Origin of the sequence: Aeromonas sp. 95A (assembly GCF_051919235.1) — a bacterium.
GTDB lineage: Bacteria > Pseudomonadota > Gammaproteobacteria > Enterobacterales > Aeromonadaceae > Aeromonas > Aeromonas veronii.
The window spans coordinates 1045553-1071144 of the sequence record NZ_JBQBFC010000001.1; the positions used below are offsets into that span (position 1 = coordinate 1045553).

The window sequence follows — 25592 nt, forward strand, 5'->3', positions numbered from 1 at the left end:
CTATTCGGGAGCCGCGCCTTGGCGCGGTTCCCTTATCTATCAAGCAGTTTCGGAATAGGTCATGAGCGATAACAACAAGAAAAGCATTGCAGTGCTGGGCGCTGGCCCTGCCGGTTTGATGGCGGCATGGCGCCTGTGCCGTGCCGGTTTTGCCGTCACCCTGTTCGAGCAGGAGCCGGTGGTCGGCGGCATGTGCGCCACCCAGACCTTCAAGGGACGCGATGGGGAGTATCGCTTTGACTACGGCGGACACCGCTTTATCACCAAGAACCCCGAGCTGCTCGCCTTTATCGACGAGCTGATGGGGGATGACCTGCTCCACGCTGAGCGCAAGAGCGTGATCCGCTTTGGCGGGCGCACCTATGACTACCCATTGAACCTGCCCAACCTGCTCAAAACGGCGCCGTTGGCCCTGATGGCCGGAGCGGTGAAAGACTTGCTGCTGTTGCCCTTTAGCAAGAAGCCTGACGATTTTGCCAAGGCGAGCTTTGCCGAGTGGATCCAGAGTCACTTCGGCCGCACACTCTACCGCCAGTTTTTCGAGGGCTACACCGGCAAGTTGTGGGGTATCAACCCGGACAAGCTCTCCGCCGACTGGGCCGGTCAGCGCATCAGCCTGATCGATTTGAAAGACGTGGCTCGCCGCCTGTTGCCAAGACGCAACGGCAGTATCTCGGTGCGCACCTATGCCCGCAAATACCGCTACCCTAAGTATGGCTTCGGCCAGATCTTCACCACCCTGGGGGAGCGACTGGTGGCCGAAGGCGTTGAGCTGAAAACCGGCGCCACCATCACCCGCCTTGAGCAGGCTGATGGCCGAATTGAACGGGTTTATTGGTCACAAGATAACGTTGAGCAAAGCGAGCAATTTGATCAGGTGATCTCCACCCTGCCGTTGCCGCTCACCTGCCAGCATCTGGGCTTGCCGTGCGATCTGCACTACCGATCCTTGCGCTTCGTCAATATGCCGCTCAAACAGGAGAACCTGTCGGACAACACCTGGCAGTACCTCTCCGATCCCCATATTCTGGCCACCCGCCTGCAGGAGCCGCGCCGCCGCAGCCCCTTTATGGCGCCACAGGGCCAGACCTCGGTGATGCTGGAGATCCCCTGCAATCCGGGGGATGCCACCTGGCAGGCGCCGCTGGCCGATCTGCGCGGTCGGGTCACCGCCGATCTCGCGAGCCTCGGTGTCGATACCGCCAAGCTTGGCGATGAAACTTTTGAAGCGCGTAGCGAATACGCCTATCCGCTGATGGATTTGGGCTATCAGGCCCGTCGTAACGAAGCGATCAAGGCGCTGATGCCCATCACAAACCTCATCATGACCGGCCGTCAGGGGACATTCCGCTACATCTTCACCGACACCGCCATGGAGATGGGGATGATGGCCGCTGACATGGTGATCGACGGGGTGGACAGACGTCACGCCATCTTTAACCATCGCAATGAAAACACCGTGATTGAAACCCAGAGCGTGGCCTGATGGCCGCGCCATTGGCATAAGTAAGGAGAACAGGATGACCATCCGCCCGGGTTTACTCGCCCTCACCCTGCTGCTGGCCCTGAGCGGGCAGGCGCAGGCTTACTCCTACGCCGCCGCCGGCAAGGAGCCACTGATCGACGCCCGCGAGGCGCTGCTGGGTGCCGCCACTGACGGCAAGGATGCCAGCGCCACCTTGAGCGAGATTGCCGACGAGCTGAGCTATCTGGAACAGCACCACAAGGTGGAGCTGCAAGGGCCGCTGGCCGCCGCCATCAAGGCCAAAGATGCCGCAGCCACCGCCGCCCTGCTCAACCGGGCCTACAAGGCGGAGATCGAGCGCCGCCTCGAAGGGGCCAGCCAGAATCTTGGCGACTACCAGACCGCCAAGGTGCTGGTGGTCAAGAGCAAGCGCTTCCTCGACTTGATCCTCCCCTCCCTCAATGAAGGAGATCGCAAGGCGGCCGAACAGGCGCTGGCCAAGGTGCTGGATGCCATCGGTAACCCGGGGGTATTCGGGGTGGGCGCCAAGCCCGCCGATGCCGCCGCCTTTAGCGATGCAGAAAAAGCGCTGATGGCCGTGCTGGCGCCGCTTTGATGGCAACCTGCCAATCATTGCGTCACCTCGCTGTGACAAACGGTGGGTTTCGCTGCGATCTACCCACCCTACGCACGGCCTGCCGATAAATGCACCCGGACGCTGGTTTGCCCCCTTCTCCCCTTGCGGGAGAAGGGCTGGGGATGAGGGGTAAGGTAATGGCCCGGCGTTGGCCTTCCCCCTGCTCCACCACCATTTGGCTGCTCATTCTGCTGCAACTGGCCTGGCTCGGCTGGCTGCTGGCCTTCCCGGTGGCACTCGATTCCGACGATGCCCTCAATTTCGCCCACGGGGTGACGCGCTTTAGCGTGCTGGAGTTTTCCCCCCACTTTCCGGGCTACCCCGCCTTTATCTGGCTGGCACGGCTGATCAATCTGCTGGTGGACGATCCGGCCCGCGCAGTGCAGTGGGCAAGCCTGCTCGGTAGCAGTTTGCTGGCGCCGCTCGCCGCCTTGCTGGCGGTCAGATTGTGGCAACGGCCCAGCCTGTTCGCCCCAGTCTGCCTTCTGGTGCAGGCCCTGCCGCTCACCCCGACGCTGGCGCTCTCCGGCCTTTCGGACGGGCCAGCGCTCGCCGCCTGGCTCGGGGCGCTGCTGGCTTTGCAGCAGCGCAGAATTGCACTGGCGGGTCTGTTACTGGGCCTTATGCTGGCGCAGCGTCCCTCCTATTTTGTGCTGGCGTTGCTGCCGCTTTGGCTGGGGATGGCGCAAAAGGGAACACGCATCAGATTTGTGCTCCCCATCGCGCTGGTTGGGCTAGCCTGCCTGCTGTTTGTCTGGCAAGCCGATGGCTGGGCCTATTTCAGCGAGGGGCGGCGCTTTACCGACGGTCACTTTACCCTGTGGGGCAACACGGCGGCGGCCCACGGCGATCGGTTGCTCAGCTGGGCGAGCACCTTCAACGATCAGCTCACCCCGCTTTGGCCCTTCGCTGTTGGGGCGCTGCTGGTACTGCCGCTTTGGCAAAGATCAAAAAACCACCCTGCCGCCCTCTCCCCACTCTGGACACTCTACTGGCTCGCCCTGCTGCTCTGGACCCTGTTTGGCCAGAATCCCGACAATCCCCGCCATCTGGCCCCCATCACCCTGCTCGGTATCGTGCTGCTGGCAGGCTGGCTGCCACATCGTGCTGAGTGGGTGGCCGCGGTGGCCGGATTGCTGCTGCTCGGCGTGACCTTCACCCTGCCCCGTCCACCCGCCATGGTGCAGGCAGCAAGGTTGGCAGAAACAGCGTGCCCGGCGCTGGTGACCCAGTGGGGAGTGAGACTGCTGCGGGAAACCACGGCATTGGCCGTCACCGATGGCTGGTACAAGGGGGATGCGGCGCTGGCGCTCTCTCAGGGAGCCTGCCGCCTCAGTCGCCGCCTCATCGCCGCGAGCGAAATGCCCACTGCGGTGCGCCAGCACTGGTTTGCCCCGCGCTTTGCCGCCGAGCCCGGACTCTGGCTCGCCATACCGGATCCATAGCCGCGACAAAACTGATAGACTGCTTTTTTCGCGCTTTTCAACCCGACGTTTCGCATCAACTGGACACCCTATGCCCCAATCGCCAACAGCTCAGGCTGCCGCCCTCTCCCCCCGTTTCCTGTTTATCCTGCTCGGCGCTCTGGCGGGTCTGACCCCGCTGGCGGTGGATATGTATCTGCCGGCCATTCCGGCCATCGCCCGGGATCTGGCCACCAGCATCGACGGCGCCCAGCTCACCATCAGCGCCTTTTTGGGCGGCTTTGCCATCGGCCAACTCTTCTACGGCCCGTTGGCCGACAGCTATGGCCGCAAGCCGGTGATCCTGGCGGGGCTGGTGATGTTTGCCATCGCCTCGGTGGGTTGCGCCATGGCGGACTCCCTACCTGAATTGCTGGCCTATCGGATGTTGCAAGCGGCGGGCGGTGCGGCCGGCTCTGTGGTGGTCAATGCCCTGCTGCGCGATCTGTTCGAGAAGGATGCGTTTTCTCGCGCCATGTCGTTCGTCATTCTGGTGATGACCTTGGCGCCGCTGGTAGCGCCTGTGGTGGGCGGCTATATCAGTGCCCACGCCGACTGGCGGGTGATCTTCTGGCTGCTGGTGGGGATCAGCCAGCTGATCTGTCTGGTGATGCAGTGGAAAATTCAGGAAACCCTGAAACCGGAGCACCGTCAGCCCCTTAATCTTGGCCAGATCCTCAAGAACTACTGGGGGGTGCTCTCCCATCGCGGCGCCATGGGTTATGTGCTGTGCGGCTCCCTCTCCAGCTCCGGCATGTTCGCTTTCTTAAGCGGCTCCCCTTACGTCTATATCGAGTATTTCAAGGTGCCGACCGAGCACTACGGCTGGCTGTTTGGCCTCAATATTCTGCTGATGATGGTGGTCACCTTCGTCAACAGCCGATTGGTGAAAGGGGTGGGCGCCGAGCGGATGCTGCAATACGGCCTGCTGGTGCTGCCCTGCGCGGGCGCCCTGCTGGTCTACAACGCCTGGAACCAGACCGGCGGCCTGTGGGGCATCGTCATTCCGGTGGTACTGTTTGTCGGCCATATCAGTCTGGTGGGCGCCAACGCCATGACCGGCCTGATGGGCCACTTCCCGCAATCTGCGGGCACCGCCTCGGCACTGGCGGGCACCCTGCGCTTTGGCATCGGCGCCCTGGTCGGGATTCTGGTCAACCTCAATCCGCCCCACTCGCCGCTGCCGATGGCCATCGCCATCGCCTGCTGCGGGGTTGGCTCCACCCTGAGTTACTGGCTGCTGACCGGCAAGCGAGGTGATTGATCCCCCTCCCCCTGTCAGGAAAACGAAAGAGGCTTCCGTCAACGGAAGCCTCTTTCGTACTGGCTCGTACTGGCGCCCAGACGTTCAGAACTGGGCACTGTTGAGCCAGAGGTGCGCCCCTATGCTCACCAGATAACCGAGCAAGATGGCCGGCAGCCACTTCAGGTGGCCAAAGAAGGTATACATGCCGTGGGCCTGTCCCATCAGGGCAACACCGGCCGCAGAGCCGATGGAGAGCAGGCTGCCGCCCACTCCGGCGGTCAGGGTCACCAGCAGCCACTGCCCCAGCGCCATGTCCGGGTTCATCGACAGCACGGCAAACATCACGGGAATGTTGTCGATGACGGAGGACAAGACCCCGATGAAGATGTTGGCCATGGTGGGCTCCCCAGCGTCATACAGCCAGTGTGACACCAGCTCCAGATACCCCATAAAGCCCAGCCCACCGACACACATCACCACCCCGTAGAAGAAGAGCAGGGTATCCCACTCCGCCTTGGCCACCTTGTTGAACACGTCAAATGGCACCACAGAACCCAGACTGCGCAACCGCACCTCATCACCATTGCGTTCATAGAGCGCACGCTTGCGGGCAAGGGATCGCGGCAGCGACTTGCGCAAATAGAAGCCGAAAAACTGCAGATAACCGAGCCCCAACATCATGCCCAGTACGGGTGGCAGATGGAGGAAACTGTGGCATAGCACCGCCGTGATGATGGTCAGCAAGAACAGCGCGACGATGCGACGGGCCCCCCGCTTGAGATCGACCACCTCGTTATCAGCCTCCGGCACATGACGCGGCACCATCAGGCTCATCAGGATGGCCGGGACCAGAAAATTGAGCATAGAGGGAATAAGCAGGGTGAAGAACTGGCCAAATTGCACCTTGCCCGCCTGCCACACCATCAGGGTGGTGATATCGCCAAAGGGACTGAACGCCCCTCCGGCGTTGGCGGCGATCACTATGTTGATGCAGGCAAGATTGACAAAACGCCGATCACCGTTGGCCACCTTGAGCACCACGGCGCACATCAAGAGCGCAGTGGTCAGGTTGTCTGCCACTGGCGAGATACAAAAAGCAAGCCCGCCGGTCAACCAGAACAGGGTGCGCAAGTGAAAGCCGGATCGCACCAGCCAGGCACGCAGGGCATCGAACAGCCGCCGATCCTCCATGGCGTTGATATAAGTCATCGCCACCAGCAGGAACAGCATCAGCTCGGCATATTCCAGCATGGTATGGCGGAAGGCCTGCTCGGCGACAGGGCTCATCCCCTGCTGTGCATAGGCGATACCGATCAGGATCCAGATCACCCCGGCGGCCACCAGCACGGGTTTGGACTTGCGCAGTTGCAGATACTCTTCAGCCATCACCAGGGCGTAGGCCAACACAAACAATCCGACACAAAAAAGTCCGATTGAGGAGGATGTCAACAGAACAGGGCCACTACTGGCATGGGCGGGAGGGATAAACAGGGACAGCAGCAAAATAACAGGGGTGAGCGCAGACATGGTCTCTTCCTTTTAGAACCATCTGGCAATGATGCTAGCACCTGGATGAAAAGAAAAATTCATCCAGGTCAATTAACGCTTAATTGGTTTGCTGTCGAAACGCGGGATTATTTCTTGCCAAAACCCGACTGCTTGAGGGTATAGCCTGCGCTGTTTTGCCAGGCATCCAGACCGCTGCGGTTATTGCCCGCCACCAGACTGGCGGCCAGACTCGGGCTGTTGAACAGCTGATCGGCGGTAAAGACAAAGCCGCCCTGACTGCGGGGCACTATGACCCCCTTCTCCAGCAGCTCGTGACGCAGCTCGATCACCGCTTCACGCAGGGAGGCAGCATCCTCGCCATTGGCGGTGGAACCGGCCAGCACCATAAAGCCCGGATTTTGCCGCTTGCCCACCGGATAACCGTGGGCCTCGGCCCCCTTGCCGTTGAAGTGGTAGAGCTCGCGCTCCCCCGGCCGGTTGTCGGAGAGTGCCTTTTGCAGGGTCATCAGCTCGTTGTAGATCTCGATGGGGACGACGGCAGCCTGCTTGTTGCCCTTGCTATCGATGATAAAACTGACTTGCTTGTGTAACATCCTTGCTCATCCTGTGACCCATGGAAGCCCCTATTCTAACCACCTCGGGCAAGCGGGATCCAGCGAGGAACCACTGCTCTTTTGCCGCCTTGATCACTAACTGGCACTCTTGATCAACCGTAAGGGGTGTTGATCAATGCTGGCCGTGCTAGCGTACCAAGCATGATGAAAGCCATTGACCATCAAACGGTTACCCCATGCTGACCCTGCGCAACCTCTGCAAGAGCTTCGATAACGGCAGTGAGCGACTGCCGCTGTTCCACCATCTCGATCTCGCCCTCCCCGCTGGCGAGACCACCCTGCTGCTGGGCCAAAGCGGCTGCGGCAAGTCGACCCTGCTCAATCTGATCGCCGGGCTGATTGCACCGGATGAAGGGGAGATCTGGCTGGGGGAGACCCGGATCGACACCCGCTCACCCGACGAGCGGGCGCGCCTGCGGGGCCGCCATTTCGGTATCGTCTATCAGGATTTCAACCTGCTGCCGACCCTCAACGTGGCCGAGAATCTGGCCCTGCCTCTGGCCATCAACGCTCTGCCACCGGATGAGACAAGGATTGACCAGTTGCTGCACCGGCTCGATATGAGCCACAAGCGCCATGCCTGGCCGGAGCAGCTCTCCGGCGGTCAGCGACAGCGGGTGGCGCTGGCCCGCGCCCTTATCCATCAACCCAGTTGGCTGCTCGCCGACGAACCCACCGGCAGCCTCGATGAACACAATGCCGAACAGGTGATGGCGCTGATGGTGGCGGCGGTTCGCGATACCGGCGCAGGCTTGCTGCTGGTGAGCCACAACCCCGCCTATGCTGCGCTGGCAGACAGAGTGCTGCGCCTCGAAGGGGGTCAACTTATCGAGCTCAAGGGACCCCGTTATGACTAAACAGCGACTGCGTCTGTCGGGGGCACGCTGATGCTGCCACTTAAAGCGCTGCTGCGCCTCTATCGCAGCCACCCCTGGTTGCTGCTGATGAGTCTGGCCGGGCTGGTATTGGGGGTGTCGCTGGTGGTGGCCATCGAGCTGCTCAATCACAGTGCCCGCACCAATTTTGTCGCCGCCCGCAGCCAGCTGGCAGGGGAAGCCAACAACCGGCTGGCCCCTGCTGGCGGGCTGGATGAGCAGCTTTACGTGCAACTGGTGACCAGCCAGCCCGCCCTCGATGCCATGCCCCAGCTCCATGGCTGGCTCAAAGATGAAGAGGGGCGCAGCTTTCAACTACTTGGAATGGATCTCTTCAACCCCGGCCCCCTGCGCCAGCTGTTTGGCGCCCAACCCTCGAGCGAACCCGCATTTTCCCTCAACCGTGCCGACAGCATCTGGCTGGCGGCCCCCGAAGCGGCGCGACTTGGCTGGCAAGCGGGCCAGAGCCGCCGCTTTGTATTGGGCGGCAGCGATGACGTCAGCGCCCGCCCCCTGACCCTGACGCTGGCGGGTACCTTTGAACCGGGCGCCGTGCCCATGGAGCGGCTGCTGATAACCGACATCGGCCTCGCCCAACCGCTGCTGGGCAAAGCGGGTCGGCTCGATCGCATCGTCTTCAAGCTAAGCGAATCAGAAGCTCGCACCCTGCAGGCCACCCTGCAAACCGATTACCCGAACCAGCCCTTGTGGCTTGAGCCCATCAGCCCGGCGCTCGATGCCAGCCAGCTTGGCGATGCACTGGCCCTCAACCTGACGGCGCTCTCATTGCTCGCCATGGCGGTGGGACTGTTTCTGGTGTTCAACGCCCAGCGATTTGTCCAGAGCGTGCGCCGCCCACAGCTGGCCCAGTTGATCATTCTGGGGATGGGGCCGAGCCGGGTGCTGCGTTGGCTCATTCTGGAGCTGCTTATTCTTGCCACCCTCGGCACCCTGCTCGGGGTGCTGCTCGGCAGCCTGTTGGCGCTGGCGCTGATGGGGCAGCTCACCCAGGCGCTGGCCGATCTCTATGGGCCCAACCCCATCGATCTGTTGCGCCTCTCCCCCGTGAGCCTGCTCAAGGCGCTGTTGATCGGGTTGTTCGGCACGCTGGCCGCCAACCTGCCCGGCTGGTGGCAACTGCTGCGCCAATCCCCCCTCGAACTGCGAGCAGGAAACAGCCGTCCCCCCGCTCACCCGTGGCGACGGCGCGTGCTGGCCATCGCCATCTTGCTGCTGTGCGCCCTCTGCCTGTGGTTGCCGCAAACCGGTCTGACCGGCGCCCTCTTTATCGCCGGCGGCTGGCTGCTGGCCATGGCACTCTGGCTGCCCGATGCCCTGCGCGGCCTGCTTGGCTGGCTACGACGGCGCGCGGGCGGCCCTCTCACTGCCCGACTCGGGGTAGCAGAGACCCTCTATCACCTCGATCGCACCGCTATCGCGGTAATGGCGTTGCAGCTCGCCATCGCGGCGGCCATCGGCATCGGGGTCATGGTGTCGAGTTTTCGCTCAAGCGTGGAGATCTGGCTCGGCCAGCGTCTGGCCGCCGATCTCTATGTCACCGCCCCCAAGGGGGTGGCGGGCAACAAGGGCACCTTGAGCGAAGCGACCCTTAAGACCCTGCTCGCCAATCCGCTGGTAAGCGCCGCCTCGCGCCGCTCGGTTCACCCTGCCCGCTGGCAGGGACAGCCCATCGAGTGGGCGCAGATGGACTTTATTCCCCAGCTTAAAGCGGCCTATCCGCTGCTGGCAGGACGCTGGCCGACCCGCCCCAACGAAGTGCTGGCGAGCGAACCGCTGACGGTGCGCCTCGGGGTCAAGGTGGGCCAGAGGTTGGCGATCAGCGGCGAGCAGGGGCCAAGGCAGTTCACCGTCACCGGCGTCTATCAGGATTACGGCAGCGACAAGGGACAGATCCTGCACGCCTTCGAGGCGGGAGCGGTGCAATCCCTCGCCCTCTTTAGCAACGACCCAGAGCAGCTGGCCGACCGCCTGCGCGAGCGCTTTGGCGAGCAGCTCAATCTGCTCTCCGCCCCCGCCATTCACAGCGCGGCGCTCAAGGTGTTTGACCAGACCTTTGTGGTGACCGAGCTATTGAAACTGCTGATCCTCGGCATCGCCTTTGTCGGGATTGGCTCGGCCTTTATGGTGCTGGGGCTGGCGCGCCGTGGCGAGCTGCAGACCTTGCAGAGTCTGGGCTTGAGCCCCCGCCACTGCCGCCAGCTGCTGGTGTGGCAAGGAGCGGGATTGGGGCTGCTCACCGCCCTGCTGGCTCTGCCGGTGGGCTATGGCCTCGCCTGGGTGCTGATCGAGGTGGTCAACCCCCGCGCCTTTGGCTGGCGCCTCGCCTTCGAGGCCGCCCCCCTTCATGCGGTCACCGCCCTGTTGCTGGCACCGGTCTGTGGCGCATTGGCCTCCTGGTATGCAGCAAGGAGAGTGGTATGAAACAGATCAAAGGGTGGCCGCTGGCGCTGGGTATGCTCTGGACGCTCTATAGCGGGGCTATCGCTGCCAGCGATCTGGGCGCCCTGCTCGGCGGTGGCAACGACAGCTTTAAAAAGGTGCTGCCGGGGCAAACTATCCAATTGCCGGAGGATCACGCCGCCCACCCCGATTACCGCTCCGAGTGGTGGTATCTCACCGGCAATCTCAAGGATGAACAGGGGCGCGAATATGGCATGCAGTGGACCCTGTTTCGCCAAGGGATCGAGCAAGAACTCCGCACCAGCAACCCCTGGCTCACCCCCCAGCTCTGGCTGGCCCAGTTTGCCATCACGGATCTCGACCGTGGCAGCCACCAGCAAGATGAACGGGCCAGTCGGCAAGGACCGGGACTGGCGGGAGCCAGCGGCGGCCAATATTGGCTCAGGGAGTGGCGGCTTGCCTCGCAAGGGGCAGCGCTCTTCCCCGCCACCCTCAAGGTGCAGAGCAAGATTGGCGAGCTGAACCTCACCGTCACTGCCGCCAAGCCGCTGGTGCTGCAAGGCAAGGCCGGTTACAGCGAGAAGAGCCCGGGCAACGCCTCTTTTTACTACTCCTACCCGCGCCTCACTCTTCGCGGCACCCTGACTCGCGATGGCGAAACCCGCACCGTCACCGGACAAGGCTGGTTTGATCACGAGTGGAGCAGCTCGGTATTGGCGGAGTGGCAATCGGGCTGGGACTGGTTTTCGCTGCAACTGGCCGATGGCCGCGAACTGATGCTGTTTCGCCTGCGCACCAAATCGGGACGCACTGAGCCTGAGAACCGCTACGGCATTTTGATTGAGCGGGACGGCAGCAGCCGGGTGCTCGCCCCCGACACGATTCACTTTACGCCGGGCAACACCTGGCGCGGCCCCAAGGGGCAGGATTACCCCGTCGAGTGGCAGCTAAACGCCGCCGGAATGAACCTCACCATCAAGGCCCGTCAGCCCAATCAGGCCATGACAGGTCGCTTTGACTACTGGGAGGGTGCAGTAACGGTGGAGGGAGATGCCAAGGGGGTCGGCTATCTGGAGATGACGGGGTATTGAGCAAAGGGCCTACCGCGTTTCTTCTCTGCTTTTATATGCGAGGGTTAAGTCTGCTTCGCATTACTATCTCTGTGCACCGTTTCCATTACGCTCAGTTCCAAACTGCCTTTCCCGCTTCGCTTTCTGATCCTCATCAAAATAACGTGTCAATCCCCCGCTTCAGTAAGATCTTTTGCTCAACAAATAGATCTTTATTTGGTACCATACGCATCCACCCTTTTCAGCACAATAAGTAACCGAGGCTCGCTTACGAGGTATTACTCTTCAATTTGGTTAATCGTTACCCACTGGGCGGTAAGACCCAGTGCGGTAGCTATCCTGTGTAGAAAAGATATATTTTCTAATAAACAAGGTACTGCAATGATGGCCACAAGTTATGTGTACAGCTATCGAATTATGGCTCCTATATATACAATGCAGATACTATGAAACCCCTTGCATAATAATGTATCCATATTCCATTGCAGTTCCAAAAACCACTTTACATATATAACTCAACGCATTAAGAAACTAGTTAAACCAAGGTGGTGCAACTCTTGTTAAGCACATATTAGTCTAGCACCACACTATACAAAAACCTCTTACTTAATATTTTTTAGAGTGTCTTGAGTGTAATTAAAGCCATGTTCGATAAAAAAGTCATATTATATTGTAATTTTTTAAACTTTTCACACTTAAAAAAAGGGAAATTTATGAAGATCATTCACTGCCTACCTTTTGTGCTTTTTTCATCTTCGTCATTGCAGTCCGCAACACTAGATGAAATTGCAGACTTCGCTTCACGGCAATGTGAAGAAATTCATGCTAGCGGTAAAGTTACACAATCACAAATAACAGCTCAACTTAAAGGACAAGGAGAAGCTCTTGTAAAATTAATTGGTGGTACTGTAACCGCTGATGGTAGCTATAAGTCAAATATTAGTGAATTTGAAGGAGTCCCCTATGATAAATTAGCTGGGCAACTTACCGACGTGCGCAGTTGTAAGCAGAACCTCACTTCATTGATACTCCAAAAGTCAACCTTGGACAAAACTGGCAATAATGTTACGTTTCAGAAGAAAAAGCTAGAGTATAAGCGGCCCAATCCAACCAATCCAGAGTGGACTGCCGAAGTTAAAGCTGATTATATTCAGATATCAGGACTATCAGATCAGTTGATAGAAGATAGAGTTAATGCACATTTGAAACATGCTGCACGTGTAGATGTAGAATATGAACAAGAAAACTGGTTTGTGACAACTGAAAAGTATGCATTGAAAGGTAATTTACTAAGTGTTCTATATAAGGGCACATATTATTCTCATGGCGATGTCGGGGCTGGAAATACAATTGCAAGCTCAAACATAAACATCACTACTGGTGGTCAAATTTATTTTAAAGATCTTTTTGTCGCCGGTTACAAGGAAGGCGTAGATAAACTTGCAGAAAAAGCCCTTAAAGCTAGAGGGTATGGGGAGTATTTTGAAGGTTTAAAAGATGATCAATGTTACTATTTCGATGGCCATAATTTAACTCTATGCTTCGATGAGTACGAAGTAGCCCCAGGTGCAGAGGGCTCTGTTGAAATAAATTTATCACTTCAAGATCTTAGGCAGTTTATTAGCCTAAATGGCCCCTTGGCCTACGCATTATAATATTACAAAACTGCGCAAGGTGAATTCACAGCATATCTTAGACACCCATCTTTCTGAGCCAGATGTGTCAGGATTGGATAGATATTATGAAACTCCTTGAGTCAAACGGCAGGATATTTATCCTGCCGTTTTTATTTTCCTATTTCGCCACCTGAACCACCAGATAGAGGATGCCGGCGTGCTGGCTTGGCCCCGTCTCGCAGGCACTGCTATTCTCGTGACATCTGAAATTGGATATGCGCTGGCCCAGATATATTCCCCACTTTGTTTGAGTCGGGGTTGAGGCAAAAGATTATTTCCTCCCTCCCCCCAGCGATTGAATAAATGCCAGCGTACGGCGATTAAACTGCTCCGGCTGCTCCACATTGCAGACATGGCCGCACTGCTGGATCACCGCCAGCGAGGAGCTGGCATCGCGAGCCACCTGTTCGCGCACCGGAGCCAGAAACATATGATCCTCCTCCCCCATCACATAAAGGGTGGGAATGGGCAGGGAGCGTTCGCGGAAGTAACGCATCAGCGGATTGACCTCGGTGGCGAGGCGGAACCAGCGTTTGAACTCTTTCTGGCAGAGCTTGCGGGCCTCGCGCACAAAGAGGTTGCGTGACTCCTGATGGTGCTGGCGCGGCATGATGATGAAGGCAAACAGCCGGTAGAGCCACATATAGGGCAGGAAGTGCTGGCCGAGTCGGCCCAGTTGCACCAGCACCCGCGAGCGGATATCGAGCCGCAAGATAGCGCCCCCCAGTACCATGCTTTTCACCCGCTCCGGGCAGAGCTCGGCCAGATGGCGAATAAGGATGGTGCCAAGGGAGATGCCGACAAAGTGGGCGCGGCGGATATCGAGATGATCGAGCAGCCGAACGATATCTTCGGTCACTTCCCGAAAGCTGTAGTGGCCCTTGACCACCTGTTGCAGTTGGTGGGACTGGCCGTGGCCGCGCAAGTCCAGCAACAGCACGTTGAAGTGCTCGCGATAGGCGCGCAGCTGCTTGAACCAGATGGAGGAGCTGCCACCGGCGCCGTGGACAAACACCACCCAATCCCGCTCGGGACCCAGTTCGAAAGTCTTGTGATACAACATCCAATAGGCTCCCTTGGTGATGGGGGGTATACTCGGCTGCGCGCATATTAACAGAACAGGCCCGCCGATAGATATGCGCCTGACATGACCCGGATCACCCCTTGCGCGAGAAATTTCCATGGATTTGACCCGTTTGCGCCACTTTCTGCTGACCCTGCCGGGCGCCACCGAAGATACCCCATTTGGCCCGGAGATCCTGGTCTACCGCATCGCGGGCAAGATGTTTGCGCTGGTGGATTGGCAGGCCGAGCCGCTCACCATCAACCTCAAATGCGAGCCCGAGCTGGCGTTGCTGCTGCGCGAGATCCACCCCGAGGTCAAACCGGGCTGGCATATGAACAAGCAACACTGGAACACAGTGACCCTGAACAGCACCTTGCCAGATGATCTGTGGCAGGGCTGGGTGCACCACTCCTATGAGCGGGTTGTCGCGGGTCTGCCCAAAGCCAAACGGCCACAGGCGCCGCGCCCCCTCTCCCCCACTGACGACCCAACCTTATGACGCCAGCACTTAATCCAGCACTTTGTATTGTCCCCCTTGGTGAGGCACATATCCCCGCCCTCGTGAGCCTGTTTGAGCAGGCGGTGCGACGCAGCGGCCCCGAGCACTACAGCGCCGAGCAGGTGGAGCAGTGGGCCCTCGGCTCACAACATCCGGGCTTTGTCAGCCAGCTGCGCGAGCACCACGGCTGGGTGGCGGAGCAGGCAAATTTGCCCCTCGGGTTTGTCACCCTGAGCCCCGATGGCCACCTCAGCCTGCTCTATGTCAGCGCCGACCATCAGCGCCAGGGACTGGGCAATCTTCTGCTCACCACGGCGCTCGCGGGGGCCCGAGGGCTCGGTCTGACCCTCATCACCACCGAGGCCAGCGCCTTCAGTTATGAGCTATTTTTACGACATGGCTTTACGTTGACCGGGCTGGAGTGCGTGGAGCGAGGCGGAGTCAGTTTTACGCGCCATCGCCTGCACTGCTGCTTGCCAAGCTAGGGCAAGCCACTAAAATACGCTTAATTTTCGTATTGTTACTGTATTGAGGCAGCAACCATGGTGGTAGAAAGTGAAGGCTATATCTCGCTGATCGAGTATCTGGTGGAGAGTTTGGGATTGTTTGAATCCCAGCAGCAGAACGATGGTGAAGAGACCATCGAAGATCTGGTCAGTGGCCGAGTTGCCAGCAACCTGATGGCCATTTGCGAGCAAAACCCCCAGCTCGATCCCAAGGTGCGTTTCGCCATCATGCAGGAGGCCGACGCCGTGGTCGCCGATCTGGAAGAGGTGCTCTCCGCCGTCTGGCTGCGCGCCCCGACCCCGGAACAGAAAACCTTCCTCATCGAGTTTATCGATCTCATCAAGAACCTGTTCGACAGCGCCATCGGCTGATCTGCCGTCCGGCTCTCCCGCCCAACGCAAGATTTCAAAGCAGCAGATAAGGAAAAGGGCCGCCTTGGTGGGCAGCCCTGCTTGCTATCATTTTCAACCCGCCAGTGCGTTCATTCATCAGGCGGTTATCAAGGCAAGAAATGTGTCTGGACTTTGCATCCGATCCCTGGACGCTATCTAGTTAGTCCCGACTGGTCGCAATAAGTTCCCTCCTCCGACCATTTATTTTCACTTTTATTAAGAAATCGACTACAAACCTGTTCAGCGGTTCAGGCTGGGCGGCAAACAGACTCCAATACCACCCAATCCGCAGTAACCATCCGGGTTTTTCTCCAGATATTGCTGATGGTAATCCTCGGCGTAGTAGAAGGGCGCCAGCGGCAGAATGCGGGTAGTGATGGCACGGCTGTCACCGCTTGCCGCCATCGCCTGCTGGTAGGCCGCCATGCTCTGCTGGGCAATGATCTGCTGGCTCTCGTCGCCATAGAAGATCACCGAGCGGTACTGGGTGCCAATGTCCCCGCCCTGTCGCATCCCCTGCGCCGGATCGTGCTGCTCCCAAAACAGTCTGAGCAGATCGCCATAGCTGATCACCGCCGGATCAAACACCACCTGCACCGTCTCGGCATGGCCGGTCAGCCCGCTGCACACCTCTTTGTAGGTGGGATTCTGGGTCACGCCGCCCTGATAACCTGCCGCGGTGGAGTAGACGCCAGGTTGCTGCCAGAACAGGCGCTCCACACCCCAGAAACAGCCCATACCAAACCAGGCGAGCTCCATGTTCTCGGGCCAAGGCCCCTGAGTGGGGTTGCCATTCACCGCATGCTGCTGACCAATCACCATCGCTTCGCGTCGTCCCGGCAGGGCATCTGCCGGTGAAATAATCTGTTCCATGAATTCTGTCCTTGTATAAAACCCTGTGAAATCACACAGCTGACGAAAAGGAGCATCGAAGATAGCAGTTTATCGCGCCGGATCAACCGGCGGGCCCTCATCGCTTACTCCGGCGGCCATCTGCGCTTCCTGCCACACGTTCCCGATCCGCACGGCCAAGCCGCCCCTTATAGACCAGAAACGGCCAAAATCAATATTTAGTCTTGATTTGTGAATTAATTTTCATATATTGAGCCAATCGCTGTTTTTTTATGGAAGAAATATCAAGTGCGTGAACGCGAACCCAGTCTGGTCAATGCCTTCCGGCAATCCACCCCCTATGTCAATGTGCATCGGGGCGCCACCTTTGTGCTGATGATGGGGGGAGAAGCCATCTGCCACCCCAACTTCGCCAATATAGTCAGCGATATCGCCCTGCTGCAGACACTGGGCATACGCCTGGTGCTGGTGTTTGGTTCACGTCCGCAAAACGATGAAGCGCTGGCCCGCGCCGGTATCGAGGCCCAGTATCACAAGCGGATCCGGGTCACCGATGACGAGAGTTTCACCATCATCAAACAGGTGTGTGGCGGCCTGCAATATGACATCACCGCCCAGCTCTCCATGGGGCTCGCCAACACACCCATGCAGGGGGCGCGGATCAGCGTGGTGAGCGGCAACTTCGTCACTGCCCAGCCGCTGGGGGTGGATGATGGCATCGACTTTTGCCACAGCGGCCGGGTGCGCCGCATCGACGTGGAGGGGATCACCCGCCAGCTCGATCAGAAGAGTCTGGTGCTCATCTCCCCCATCGGCTGCTCTGTTACCGGCGAGAGCTTTAACCTGAGCTCGGAAGAGGTGGCTCGCCGGGTGGCGGTCGACCTCAAGGCGGACAAACTCATCTGCTTTAGCAGCACCCAGGGGGTAATGGACAGACGCGGCGAAGCTATCTCCGAGCTCTTCCCCGAACAGGCCGAAGAGCTGCTGGTGGAGCTGGAGCAGGCGGGCGAAGAGATGTCCGGCACCGCCCGCTATCTGCGCGCGGCCATTGCCTCTTGCCGTGGCGGCGTGCCCCGCTCCCATCTGGTGAGCTATCAGGATGATGGCGCCATGCTGCAGGAGCTGTTCAGTCGCGACGGCCTCGGCACCCGATCGTGCGGGAAAGTGCCGAGCAGGCCCGCGCCGCCACCATCGAGGATATCGGCGGCATTCTGGATCTGATCCGCCCGCTGGAGGAGGAAGGCATTCTGGTGCGCCGCTCCCGCGAGCAGCTGGAGATGGAGATCGACAAGTTCACCATCATCGAACGCGATGGTCTCATCATCGGCTGCGCGGCCCTCTACTGCTTTATGGAAGAGGCGATGGCGGAGATGGCCTGCGTCGCCATCCACCCCGACTATCGCAACTCCAACCGGGGGGATCAGCTGGTGGCCAAGGTGGCCGAGCGGGCCAAGCGGCTTGGCATTCGCCGCCTGTTCGTGCTCACCACCCGCTCCATCCACTGGTTCCGGGAGCGGGGCTTCGATCCGCTGGAAGTGGAAGATCTGCCGGTAGCGCGCCAGCGTCTCTACAACTGGCAGCGCCGTTCCAAGGTTTTGTCAAAGACCATTGCCTAAGCCATTGATTCTGTGTTGAGTTAGCCGACAATTTGAACTTTTTCACAAACTCGATTGACAGTGCAATCCAACGCAGGGTATTTCTAAATGCACTCCACCGCCCTGGTGGAGCCAGAAGAGGAGCGCTGCCCAGGCAGCCCAAGGGAGGACGCCAGCGTCCGGTGAACTTGGGTCAGGGGGAGCAGCGCCGAGACGAGTGAGGAGACTGGTGACCTCAACGTCGGCTGCGGGGGCTGAATCCCCCGGGTTGTCATCGGTAGTGATCATCCCCCACCGCGCCCTGTCAGGGGCGGTACGGGATGGGCTCTGCAGGTGGAGTGCTTCTGGCCGGGATAGCTTCGTTCATTCCTGCCATTTTCAGCCTCCTCCTCTCTTTTTTGCCCGATGGAACCGGAATCTTAAAATAAGACAGGAGTAAGCAATGAGCCCGATCAATGTCGCCAAGTTTGGCGGAACCAGTGTCGCCAACTTCCCGGCCATGAATAACTGCGCCGACATCGTGCTGGCCAATCCCGCCACCCGGGTGGTGGTGCTGAGCGCCAGCGCCGGTGTCACCAACCTGCTGGTCGCTCTGGCACAAGGGGAGCTGGACGAAGCGGGCCGCGACGAGCAACTGGCCAAACTGGCCGGGATCCAGCAGGCCATTCTGGCCGATCTCGGCAACCCTGTTGATGTGAGCGCCCTCATTCATGGCCAGCTGGACGAAATTCGCCTCATGGCCCAGCAAGCCCACCAGCATACCGATGCGGAGCTGGCCGATCGCCTCATCGCCTGCGGCGAGCTGATGTCTACCCGCCTCTTTACCGAACTGCTGCGCCAGCGCGGCGTCAAGGCCCACTGGCAGGATGTGCGCCAGCTGATGCGCACTGACAGCCGCTTTGGCAAGGCCACCGTCGATCTGGCCACCACCCGCACTCTCTGCCAGCAGACGCTGGGCCCGCAGCTTGGCGACAGCCTCATCATCACCCAGGGCTTTATCGGTGCCGATGGCGATGGCCGCACCACCACGCTCGGTCGCGGCGGCTCTGACTACAGCGCAGCCCTCTTGGCCGAAGCGCTCGATGCCGCCAGTATCGAGATTTGGACCGATGTGCCCGGCATCTACACCACGGACCCGCGCCTCGTCACCCGCGCCCGCCCCATTCCTGAAATCAGCTTTGTCGAAGCAGCCGAGATGGCCACCTTCGGCGCCAAGGTGCTGCACCCGGCCACATTGCAACCGGCGGTGCGCCAGAATATTCCGGTGTTTGTCGGCTCCGCCAAAGATCCTGCCGCCGGTGGTACCTGGATCCGCGCCAGCACAGATTCAAGCCCGCTGTTTCGCGCCGTCGCCCTGCGCCGCCAGCAGGTGCTGGTGACCCTGCACAGCCTCAACATGTTCCACGCCTACGGCTTCCTGGCCGAAGTGTTCGGCATTCTGGCCCGTCACCGCATCTCGGTCGATCTCATCACCACGTCGGAGGTGAGCGTGTCACTGACGCTGGATCACACCGGCAGCCAGAGCAACGGCGAACCGATCCTGAGCGACAAGGTACTGGCCGAGCTGGGGCAACTCTGCAAGGTGGAGGTGGAAACCGGTCTGGCACTGGTGGCGCTCATCGGCAACCGGATGAGCGAAGTGAACGGGGTGGGCAGTCAGGTCTTTGACGCCCTGCGCGAGCACAACATCCGGATGATCTGCTACGGCGCCAGCGCCCACAACCTCTGCTTCCTGGTCAAGGAGAGCGAGGCGGGCAATATCGTCAACCGCCTCCATCAGGAGCTGCTGGACTGACCCTCACCCGAAGCAATTCCGACCATGCAACAGGGCGCCAACACGGCGCCCTGTTCATTTGTATTCCGCGGATGTGTTGGCTCAGGCAAGGCTGGTGGCAGGCAACTGGCAGGCAACTTCCTCCCGACGTAGCTGCTGCAAGCGGGCCAGCAGCCCGGTCTGGCCCAGCTCCGTCTCCTGAGGCGAGAGATTGTCCACCAGCAGCGGATAGTGATCCGTCACCGCCTGCATCAACCAGTCGAGGCGACGCAAGGTGAGCGGGCCGCAGCTCTGGCCACTCAGATCATCGGCCACATCGAGCCGGTGGCTGCGATACATGTCCCGCCACCAGTTGGCGACCAGCGCCTCGTCGCTCGCCAGCGCAGCGCTCCACTCCCCTTGCAGGGCGTGCAAGCGGGCCAGCACGGGCGCGCTGGCTCCTTCGCGGATCAGGTGATGGATCTCCCGTTTGACCCATTTCAGACAAAGCTCGCGCCAGTAGCGAAATTGCGGCAGAGGATCGGCCTCATCGAGCCAAAGCCCCGAGAGGGTGCGGGTCTCCAGTCGCTCCGGCACATGGAACTGCGGGTCGACCAGACCGTTGGAGTTGTATTCAAAGCGGGGATCGAAGGTCCACATATAGCCAAAGTCGAACACGCAGATCTGCTCGCCGTCATCGAGCAGGTTGCCCGGGCTCGGGTCCCAGTCAAACCAGCCCCAGCGGGCCAGCTCACCCTGCACCTCCAGCATCTGGGCCAGATTGCGTTCGTTGAGCTGATGGACCGGCACACCCCGCAACCAGGGGGAGACCAGCACCCCGGCGCGCGCCGAGCCAAAGCTGGTGCAGACCACGTGGGAGAGGACAGTAGGATGCAGCTCCCGCAGCGCCTCGATTTCGCGCCGCCGCTCCAGCTCGGTCAGAAAGGCGGTCTTGCCATCGAGGTTGGCCACCAGCGAATCCTGACGGCGCCGCTTGAGGCACCAGTGATGCCCCTCCACCTTGAGGTGAAACACCTCGGCGGTGAGACCGTGGCGATAGACCTTGACCACAGCCGGATGGCTATCCTTCAGCTTGACCAGTTGGGCCAGCGGCAGCGGGCAGTCGCGCTCGCGTCCGATCCGGATCTCTTCCTTGCTCTCCAGCATGCGCAGCAATCTGGCCTGACGTGCCATCACTTTGGGATTCATACATGTACCTCCAGTCGCTATCGAGAGACTAAACAGCAGATCCCTCCCAAGCCAGTGGCAAAACCCCATGATGACGCTTTCATCACATATTCCGAACAACCCCTCGATCGGGATCACAATTTGCAAGGTTGAGCTGTAACTAAATATTCATTAAGTGGTCATTAAATTGACAAGCTGAAACAAGGCCCGCACCATCGGGTCAAACTCTATGCGGATGAACGATCTCTCCCTCACTCGCTCAAAGGATGAGCTTATATGAATCGCCCCTCCTCAGGCCGCCCCCGCGTCCTGAGTCTGCCCTCTCTGCTGCTTGCCCTGCTGGGCGGATTGCTGCTGCTGACCCTGCTGTTGCCGCTGATCAATCCCGGTAGCTGGCTGGGCCGTGCCCAGCCGCTGGTGCTGGGCCCCGCCGACAATCCGCTGGCCACCCTCACCCGCCACGCCCTGCTCTATAAAAGCGACAGCCGCGGCCTCTATCTGGTGGTGCGGAGCCAATGGCAGTTGCGAGGGCCGCTGCAAGCGGGGGACAAGGTGCGAGTGGAGCTGCTCAACGACAAGGGGGAGCGGATTGACCAGCTGAGTCAAGCGGTAGATAAGCGTCAGGTGTGCCGCAATAACCGCTGCTCGCTGGATCTCAACAGTACCCTGCGGGCCCCGGATGACGCTCTGGCCAGCCGCTATCAGCTGCGCATCGGTCTGCTGCTCAAAGATCGCCCCGAGAGCGGCGATTTCAGCCAGATCCTGCAAACCCTGCCGGAGCAGGGCTTCAACCTCACCTATCTGGTGGTGAGCCTGACCCTGGTGCTGGCCCTGAGCGCCGCCGTGCTCAAAACGGTGCTGCCAAAGCTGCGCCGCAGCCTGCGCTGGCGGATCATCGGCAGCCTGCTGCTCGGCAACCTCACCTTCGTGCTTCTGCACGGCTTCGTGGTGTTCAAGCTGGGGGAGTTTCTGCTCTGGTCAGGCTTTCGGCCGGAGCACTACTATCTCGCCTGGGGCAGCATGGTGCTGGGTTGGAGCCTCTGCGCGCTGGCGGGCTTCAACCTCTATATGGGGCTGGTCTTTACCGCGCTGTCAGGCATAGGTCTGCTGGCCAACTTTATGAAGATCGCCATCTACGGCGTGCCGCTCGGCGGGGATGATTTTGGCAACCTGCTCGCGTTGCTGCGGATCCTGCTCGACCAGCACCCCATCCTGCCCATCTTCACCGTGTTGCTGGCACTGTTTCTCTGCTGGCGCTTTGCCCTGTCACGCTGGGTGTTGCGCACAGCCGCGGCCACCGTCGCCTTCTTTGCCCTGTGCGTCTTTGCCACCCAGACCGGCAACAAGCTGCTGGGAGCCAACATTCGCTACGTGGATCGCGCGGTCAACTACCACAGGGACATCATCCGCTCCGGCCCCGGCCTCTATCTGTTCAATCTGGTGGACGAGATGCTGCAAAGTGGCAGCGTGTTTCGCTACCCCTTGCAGATCAACGAGCTGGCCCCGCAGCTGAGTTATCCGCCCCAGGGCATAGCGCCGCGCTGGGATCTGGTGATCGTGCTGCAATATGAGTCGCTCTGGCTCGACTGGAAGGGGCGGATCTGCGCCCCGGCTCCCACCCTCTCCCTGCCCGCCAGCGTGCAGCAGTGGCAAAAAACCATCCACTCCCCCACCACCGGCGGTATGACGGTGCTGGCGGAGTTCGAGATGAACACCGGCCTGCCGGTGGGCTTGCTCAAGCAGGGGGTGGTGCCCTACTACTACCTCTCGCAGCAGGTGCCGGGGCTGGCCCAGAGCGCCAGACAGAGCGGCTATAAGACCTTGTTTGCCCACCCCTATGTAGAGAAGTTCTGGGGGCGCGCCAAGGCGATCCCGGCGCTCGGCTATGAGGAGCGCTGGTTCGACACCCGCTTCACCACCCTTGAGCACAAGGGGCTCTATATCTCCGACGATGCGCTCATCGACCACCTGCTCAAGCGCAGCGAACAGGATGACAAACCGCTGTTTGCCTATGCGGTCACCATGCAGGGGCACGGCCCCTTCGATGGCCCCCGCTATCAGGGGCAGGAGCACAGCGGCGCCTGCCCGAACCAGAGCGAGAGTGACACCCAGCTGCTCAACACCTACTACACCGGGGTGGTGGATGCCATGGCCTCGCTGGAGCGGCTGCTCAAGACCCTCGACCAGTCGGACAAGCGCTATCTGGTGGTGGCCTTTGGCGATCACCAACCATTTTTGATGTCTGCCGGCAAGGGCATTCACGGTGACAAGCCGGCACGCGATGCCACCTACCAGATCCCCATGATGGCCTTCACCCGCGCCGATGATCCCCTCAATCTGGCGACCCAGTTTGCGCCGGTGCGCCAGCTCTACCAGATGGGTCAGGCCACCCGCCAGCTGCTGGCGGGGGATATCACCCCCATCGAAGAGAAGCCCCTGCTCCATCCGGTGCTGGGCGAGGAGAAAGGCTTCGACCCTTCAAGCCTGGTGCCGCAGATCCGCGCCAGCTTCCGGCCCGATGCCCTGCCCTGATCACGCCCCACAAAAACAGACAAGGCCGCTAAGCGGCCTTGTTGTTGGACATACATTTCGCCCTCATTCTGCTCGCCACCAGGGCTGCAGCAAGGTGAGCTGCTGACTGTCGAGATCGAGCGCCACCTCGATACCCAGCGGCAACGTCAGCATGGGGTGGGTATGGGCGCAGTCAAACTCCGCCAGAATGGGGAAGCTCGGCTCCCCCACCACCTCCAGCAGGATATCGAGGGGGCGCTTGCCGCTACCTTGATCGTTGAACAGCTCGTGCTTGCCGAGGATAAGCGCGCCGATCCGATCAAACACCCCGCACAGCTTGAGATGGGCAAAGGAGCGCTCCACCGTCTCGGCTGATTTCAGGCTGTCCTCCAGCAGCAAAATGTCGCCGTGCTCGATGGGCGGCATATAGGGAGAACCCCAGCTCCCCGCCATGGTGTTGAGGTTGCCGCCAATCAGCCTCCCCTCAACCCGGCCTGAGCCCACCGAGATCAGCCGATTGGGCTGGCACTGCTTGGCCCGGGTCTGGTTCTCCCAGTCCAGCCGTTCATCGCTCCACAGCACCGGGGTGGGCAACGTGCAGGGGACGCCAGCTTCATCGGCCAACGCAATCTGTAAAAAACTGGCCAGCGTCTCATCCACGAGCGGCGGCAACTCGCCAAAGGAGGCCATAAAAGGTAACCAGGCCAGTTTGGGCATGGATGCCGAGCAGCAGGGCCGTCACATCGGAGTAGCCGACGATGATCTTGGGATCGCGCCTCAGCGCCTCAAAATCGAGGTAGGGCAACAGGGAGTTGGAGTTGCTGCCGCCAATCACCGACATGATGCAGCGCACTTCTGGGTCGCGAATAAGGGCGTTGAGCTCCTCGGCTCGTGCGGCGATGGAGCCGGAGCGCCAGTGATCCTGCTGGCCGGTGAGGCTGCCCGCCTTGAGCCTAAAGCCCTGCCCCTCAAGAAAGGCTTTTGCGCGGGCAAAACGGTTGGGTGCCCAGGCGGTCGCCGCGCTGGAGGGGGAGAAAAAAGCGATGGTATCGCCACGTCGGAGCAGCGGGGGAACCAATAACGTCATGACACACTCATCCTTGCCAATATCCAGCCATCACAGAGTCGTTGAGACTCCTACACAACCCCTTTGATCACAACGGGTTTATCACCATCGTTTAGAAATATAAAACACTTGATTCATTATTAACAGATATTCTAAACACTATCCCCTTCCTAGAATGACCTCATTGCGATGGCCAACCCCGGTTGGTTGTCAGAATGGTCGGCCTGACAGCCCGAACGTTCTCTTTCCCACTTTTTCTCTCTGACTTATCAATGAGGTGCCTGTCATGAACAAAAACGCATCCCCCAGCGCATTGGTTGTAGAAGGCGGCGCCATGCGCGGCATATTTGCCAGCGGCGTACTGGATGCGTTTATCGAGCATGACTATCGCCCCTTTGACTTCGCCATCGGCGTCTCGGCGGGGGCCACCAACTTGCTGGCTTATCTCGCCAGCCAGCATGGCCGCAGCCACGAGATCCTGACCAAACTGGCGTGCAGCCAGCAGTTTATGGATCCCCTGCGCTTTGCCAAGGGGGGCAATCTGGTGGATATCCACTGGCTGTGGAACACCAGCTGCCGCAAGTATCCCCTCGACATTCACGCCTACCGGGAGACCGGCATCCCCTTCTATGCGGTGGTGACCAATACCCTGACCGGCAAGGCGGAGTACATCCGGGTCAAGCCGGAAAACATGAACGAGGTGCTGCCCGCCAGCTGCGCCATTCCCCTCGCCTCCCACGAATACCCGGAGGTGCACGGGGTGCCGATGACAGATGGCGGGGTGGCCGACTCCATCCCGGTGATCGAGGCCTACCGCCGCGGTGCCCGTCACCTGACAGTGATCCTCTCCGAGCCCCTTGGCTATCGGCTCAAGCCGATGCCCTTCCCCTGGATGATCCGCACCCTGCTCAAGACCCGTCCCGCGCTGGCACAGGCGCTGGAGCAGCGGGATCGCAGCTACAACGAGGCGCTCGATTTTATCGCCAATCCGCCGGAGGACTGCCAGATCGAGGTGATCGCCCCGGCCGACTACTTCCCCGTCTCCCGTTTCACCCGCGATATCAACAAGCTGGAGATGGGATACGTGATGGGCAAGTGCGCAGGCTATCAGGCCGCCCTGCTCAATTGATAAGGATTTTACAGGCATGACCCGACCTGCCGCGACGCACGCGCCGCCAACACAATAA

19 protein-coding genes, 2 pseudogenes and 1 riboswitch are annotated in these 25592 nt (G+C 60.1%); of the genes and pseudogenes, 15 read left to right on the forward strand and 6 right to left on the reverse strand.

Annotated elements, in window-relative coordinates:
• Positions 1-61 precede the first annotated feature (61 nt).
• The 4 genes from ACTG2U_RS04525 (at position 62) to ACTG2U_RS04540 (ending at position 4829) form a co-directional block, all read left to right on the forward strand.
• Entirely contained in the window at positions 62-1486 is a 1425-nt protein-coding gene (locus tag ACTG2U_RS04525) for an NAD(P)/FAD-dependent oxidoreductase (protein WP_439974112.1), read from the forward strand.
• Between the two features lie 34 nt (positions 1487-1520).
• Positions 1521-2081 (forward strand): hypothetical protein, encoded by a 561-nt coding sequence (locus ACTG2U_RS04530; protein WP_139739910.1) that lies wholly within the window; start codon positions 1521-1523, stop codon positions 2079-2081.
• Between the two features lie 158 nt (positions 2082-2239).
• Positions 2240-3547 carry a hypothetical protein gene (locus tag ACTG2U_RS04535; RefSeq protein ID WP_439974113.1) on the forward strand — a complete coding sequence of 436 codons (1308 nt, stop codon included), beginning with the start codon at positions 2240-2242 and terminating at the stop codon, positions 3545-3547.
• 70 nt (positions 3548-3617) lie between these two features.
• The gene (locus ACTG2U_RS04540; RefSeq protein WP_439974114.1) at positions 3618-4829 is read left to right on the forward strand and encodes a Bcr/CflA family multidrug efflux MFS transporter; all 1212 of its coding nucleotides are present in this window, start codon (positions 3618-3620) and stop codon (positions 4827-4829) included.
• An 84-nt stretch (positions 4830-4913) separates the two neighbouring features.
• Here ACTG2U_RS04540 and nhaD read toward each other — a convergent pair whose 3' ends face one another.
• On the reverse strand, positions 4914-6338 hold the full coding sequence (gene nhaD, locus ACTG2U_RS04545) for a sodium:proton antiporter NhaD (RefSeq protein WP_439974115.1): 1425 nt from the start codon (positions 6336-6338) through the stop codon (positions 4914-4916).
• Positions 6339-6445: 107 nt separating this feature from the next.
• Positions 6446-6913, reverse strand: a complete 468-nt coding sequence (locus ACTG2U_RS04550) for a DUF4357 domain-containing protein (RefSeq protein ID WP_005333716.1) — start codon at positions 6911-6913, stop codon at positions 6446-6448.
• A gap of 197 nt (positions 6914-7110) precedes the next feature.
• On the opposite strand from ACTG2U_RS04550, the gene ACTG2U_RS04555 reads away from it, so the two are divergent.
• The 4 genes from ACTG2U_RS04555 to ACTG2U_RS04570 all read left to right on the forward strand — a co-directional run bounded on the left by ACTG2U_RS04555 (position 7111) and on the right by ACTG2U_RS04570 (position 12955).
• On the forward strand, positions 7111-7791 hold the full coding sequence (locus tag ACTG2U_RS04555) for an ABC transporter ATP-binding protein (protein WP_439974116.1): 681 nt from the start codon (positions 7111-7113) through the stop codon (positions 7789-7791).
• A gap of 30 nt (positions 7792-7821) precedes the next feature.
• Complete coding sequence (locus tag ACTG2U_RS04560) at positions 7822-10251, forward strand: FtsX-like permease family protein (protein WP_439974117.1); 2430 nt, start codon at positions 7822-7824, stop codon at positions 10249-10251.
• A complete protein-coding gene (locus tag ACTG2U_RS04565) occupies positions 10248-11321 on the forward strand; it encodes a lipocalin-like domain-containing protein (protein ID WP_439974118.1) in 1074 nt (357 codons plus the stop codon). The genes ACTG2U_RS04560 and ACTG2U_RS04565 overlap by 4 nt, the downstream gene beginning before the upstream one ends.
• 692 nt (positions 11322-12013) lie before the next feature.
• Entirely contained in the window at positions 12014-12955 is a 942-nt protein-coding gene (locus ACTG2U_RS04570; RefSeq protein ID WP_216948454.1) for an RsiV family protein, read from the forward strand.
• Between the two features lie 292 nt (positions 12956-13247).
• Here the strand turns inward: ACTG2U_RS04570 and ACTG2U_RS04575 are convergent, their stop codons facing one another.
• Complete coding sequence (locus ACTG2U_RS04575; protein WP_201989266.1) at positions 13248-14039, reverse strand: alpha/beta fold hydrolase; 792 nt, start codon at positions 14037-14039, stop codon at positions 13248-13250.
• Positions 14040-14157: 118 nt separating this feature from the next.
• Here ACTG2U_RS04575 and ACTG2U_RS04580 point away from each other — a divergent pair, with 118 nt between their 5' ends.
• From ACTG2U_RS04580 to ACTG2U_RS04590, 3 genes are read left to right on the forward strand one after another with little or no spacing between them, the layout of a single operon-like run.
• Complete coding sequence (locus ACTG2U_RS04580; protein WP_005333730.1) at positions 14158-14541, forward strand: MmcQ/YjbR family DNA-binding protein; 384 nt, start codon at positions 14158-14160, stop codon at positions 14539-14541.
• Positions 14538-15026, forward strand: a complete 489-nt coding sequence (locus tag ACTG2U_RS04585; RefSeq protein WP_439974119.1) for a GNAT family N-acetyltransferase — start codon at positions 14538-14540, stop codon at positions 15024-15026. The genes ACTG2U_RS04580 and ACTG2U_RS04585 overlap by 4 nt, the downstream gene beginning before the upstream one ends.
• A 57-nt stretch (positions 15027-15083) precedes the next feature.
• Complete coding sequence (locus tag ACTG2U_RS04590; RefSeq protein WP_005333735.1) at positions 15084-15419, forward strand: DUF3802 family protein; 336 nt, start codon at positions 15084-15086, stop codon at positions 15417-15419.
• A gap of 261 nt (positions 15420-15680) precedes the next feature.
• Here the strand turns inward: ACTG2U_RS04590 and msrA are convergent, their stop codons facing one another.
• Complete coding sequence (gene msrA, locus ACTG2U_RS04595) at positions 15681-16313, reverse strand: peptide-methionine (S)-S-oxide reductase MsrA (RefSeq protein WP_193860427.1); 633 nt, start codon at positions 16311-16313, stop codon at positions 15681-15683.
• A 267-nt stretch (positions 16314-16580) separates the two neighbouring features.
• Between msrA and argA the strand changes: the two are divergent.
• Positions 16581-17908, forward strand: a pseudogene (gene argA, locus ACTG2U_RS04600) (amino-acid N-acetyltransferase).
• A 107-nt stretch (positions 17909-18015) separates the two neighbouring features.
• Positions 18016-18239, forward strand: a riboswitch (Lysine riboswitch).
• A 90-nt stretch (positions 18240-18329) separates the two neighbouring features.
• On the forward strand, positions 18330-19682 hold the full coding sequence (lysC, locus tag ACTG2U_RS04605; protein ID WP_120414479.1) for a lysine-sensitive aspartokinase 3: 1353 nt from the start codon (positions 18330-18332) through the stop codon (positions 19680-19682).
• Positions 19683-19763: 81 nt separating this feature from the next.
• Here the strand turns inward: lysC and ACTG2U_RS04610 are convergent, their stop codons facing one another.
• On the reverse strand, positions 19764-20849 hold the full coding sequence (locus tag ACTG2U_RS04610; RefSeq protein WP_439974120.1) for a hypothetical protein: 1086 nt from the start codon (positions 20847-20849) through the stop codon (positions 19764-19766).
• Between the two features lie 255 nt (positions 20850-21104).
• Here ACTG2U_RS04610 and ACTG2U_RS04615 point away from each other — a divergent pair, with 255 nt between their 5' ends.
• Positions 21105-23360: an LTA synthase family protein gene (locus ACTG2U_RS04615; RefSeq protein ID WP_439974121.1), complete on the forward strand. Its 2256-nt coding sequence runs from the start codon at positions 21105-21107 to the stop codon at positions 23358-23360.
• Positions 23361-23423: 63 nt separating this feature from the next.
• Here the strand turns inward: ACTG2U_RS04615 and ACTG2U_RS04620 are convergent.
• Positions 23424-24426 (reverse strand): annotated as a pseudogene (locus ACTG2U_RS04620) (S66 family peptidase).
• A gap of 265 nt (positions 24427-24691) precedes the next feature.
• Here ACTG2U_RS04620 and ACTG2U_RS04625 point away from each other — a divergent pair.
• Complete coding sequence (locus ACTG2U_RS04625; protein ID WP_005333746.1) at positions 24692-25534, forward strand: patatin-like phospholipase family protein; 843 nt, start codon at positions 24692-24694, stop codon at positions 25532-25534.
• Positions 25535-25592: the final 58 nt, after the last annotated feature.

Excerpts from the sequence above, each read along its gene's own strand:
- ACTG2U_RS04525 (WP_439974112.1), top strand. The coding sequence starts at position 62 with ATGAGCGATAACAACAAGAAAAGCATTGCAGTGCTGGGCGCTGGCCCT.
- ACTG2U_RS04530 (WP_139739910.1), top strand. The coding sequence starts at position 1,521 with ATGACCATCCGCCCGGGTTTACTCGCCCTCACCCTGCTGCTGGCCCTG.
- ACTG2U_RS04535 (WP_439974113.1), top strand. The coding sequence starts at position 2,240 with ATGGCCCGGCGTTGGCCTTCCCCCTGCTCCACCACCATTTGGCTGCTC.
- ACTG2U_RS04540 (WP_439974114.1), top strand. The coding sequence starts at position 3,618 with ATGCCCCAATCGCCAACAGCTCAGGCTGCCGCCCTCTCCCCCCGTTTC.
- nhaD (WP_439974115.1), bottom strand. The coding sequence starts at position 6,338 with ATGTCTGCGCTCACCCCTGTTATTTTGCTGCTGTCCCTGTTTATCCCT.
- ACTG2U_RS04550 (WP_005333716.1), bottom strand. The coding sequence starts at position 6,913 with ATGTTACACAAGCAAGTCAGTTTTATCATCGATAGCAAGGGCAACAAG.
- ACTG2U_RS04555 (WP_439974116.1), top strand. The coding sequence starts at position 7,111 with ATGCTGACCCTGCGCAACCTCTGCAAGAGCTTCGATAACGGCAGTGAG.
- ACTG2U_RS04560 (WP_439974117.1), top strand. The coding sequence starts at position 7,822 with ATGCTGCCACTTAAAGCGCTGCTGCGCCTCTATCGCAGCCACCCCTGG.
- ACTG2U_RS04565 (WP_439974118.1), top strand. The coding sequence starts at position 10,248 with ATGAAACAGATCAAAGGGTGGCCGCTGGCGCTGGGTATGCTCTGGACG.
- ACTG2U_RS04570 (WP_216948454.1), top strand. The coding sequence starts at position 12,014 with ATGAAGATCATTCACTGCCTACCTTTTGTGCTTTTTTCATCTTCGTCA.
- ACTG2U_RS04575 (WP_201989266.1), bottom strand. The coding sequence starts at position 14,039 with ATGTTGTATCACAAGACTTTCGAACTGGGTCCCGAGCGGGATTGGGTG.
- ACTG2U_RS04580 (WP_005333730.1), top strand. The coding sequence starts at position 14,158 with ATGGATTTGACCCGTTTGCGCCACTTTCTGCTGACCCTGCCGGGCGCC.
- ACTG2U_RS04585 (WP_439974119.1), top strand. The coding sequence starts at position 14,538 with ATGACGCCAGCACTTAATCCAGCACTTTGTATTGTCCCCCTTGGTGAG.
- ACTG2U_RS04590 (WP_005333735.1), top strand. The coding sequence starts at position 15,084 with ATGGTGGTAGAAAGTGAAGGCTATATCTCGCTGATCGAGTATCTGGTG.
- msrA (WP_193860427.1), bottom strand. The coding sequence starts at position 16,313 with ATGGAACAGATTATTTCACCGGCAGATGCCCTGCCGGGACGACGCGAA.
- lysC (WP_120414479.1), top strand. The coding sequence starts at position 18,330 with ATGAGCCCGATCAATGTCGCCAAGTTTGGCGGAACCAGTGTCGCCAAC.
- ACTG2U_RS04610 (WP_439974120.1), bottom strand. The coding sequence starts at position 20,849 with ATGAATCCCAAAGTGATGGCACGTCAGGCCAGATTGCTGCGCATGCTG.
- ACTG2U_RS04615 (WP_439974121.1), top strand. The coding sequence starts at position 21,105 with ATGAATCGCCCCTCCTCAGGCCGCCCCCGCGTCCTGAGTCTGCCCTCT.
- ACTG2U_RS04625 (WP_005333746.1), top strand. The coding sequence starts at position 24,692 with ATGAACAAAAACGCATCCCCCAGCGCATTGGTTGTAGAAGGCGGCGCC.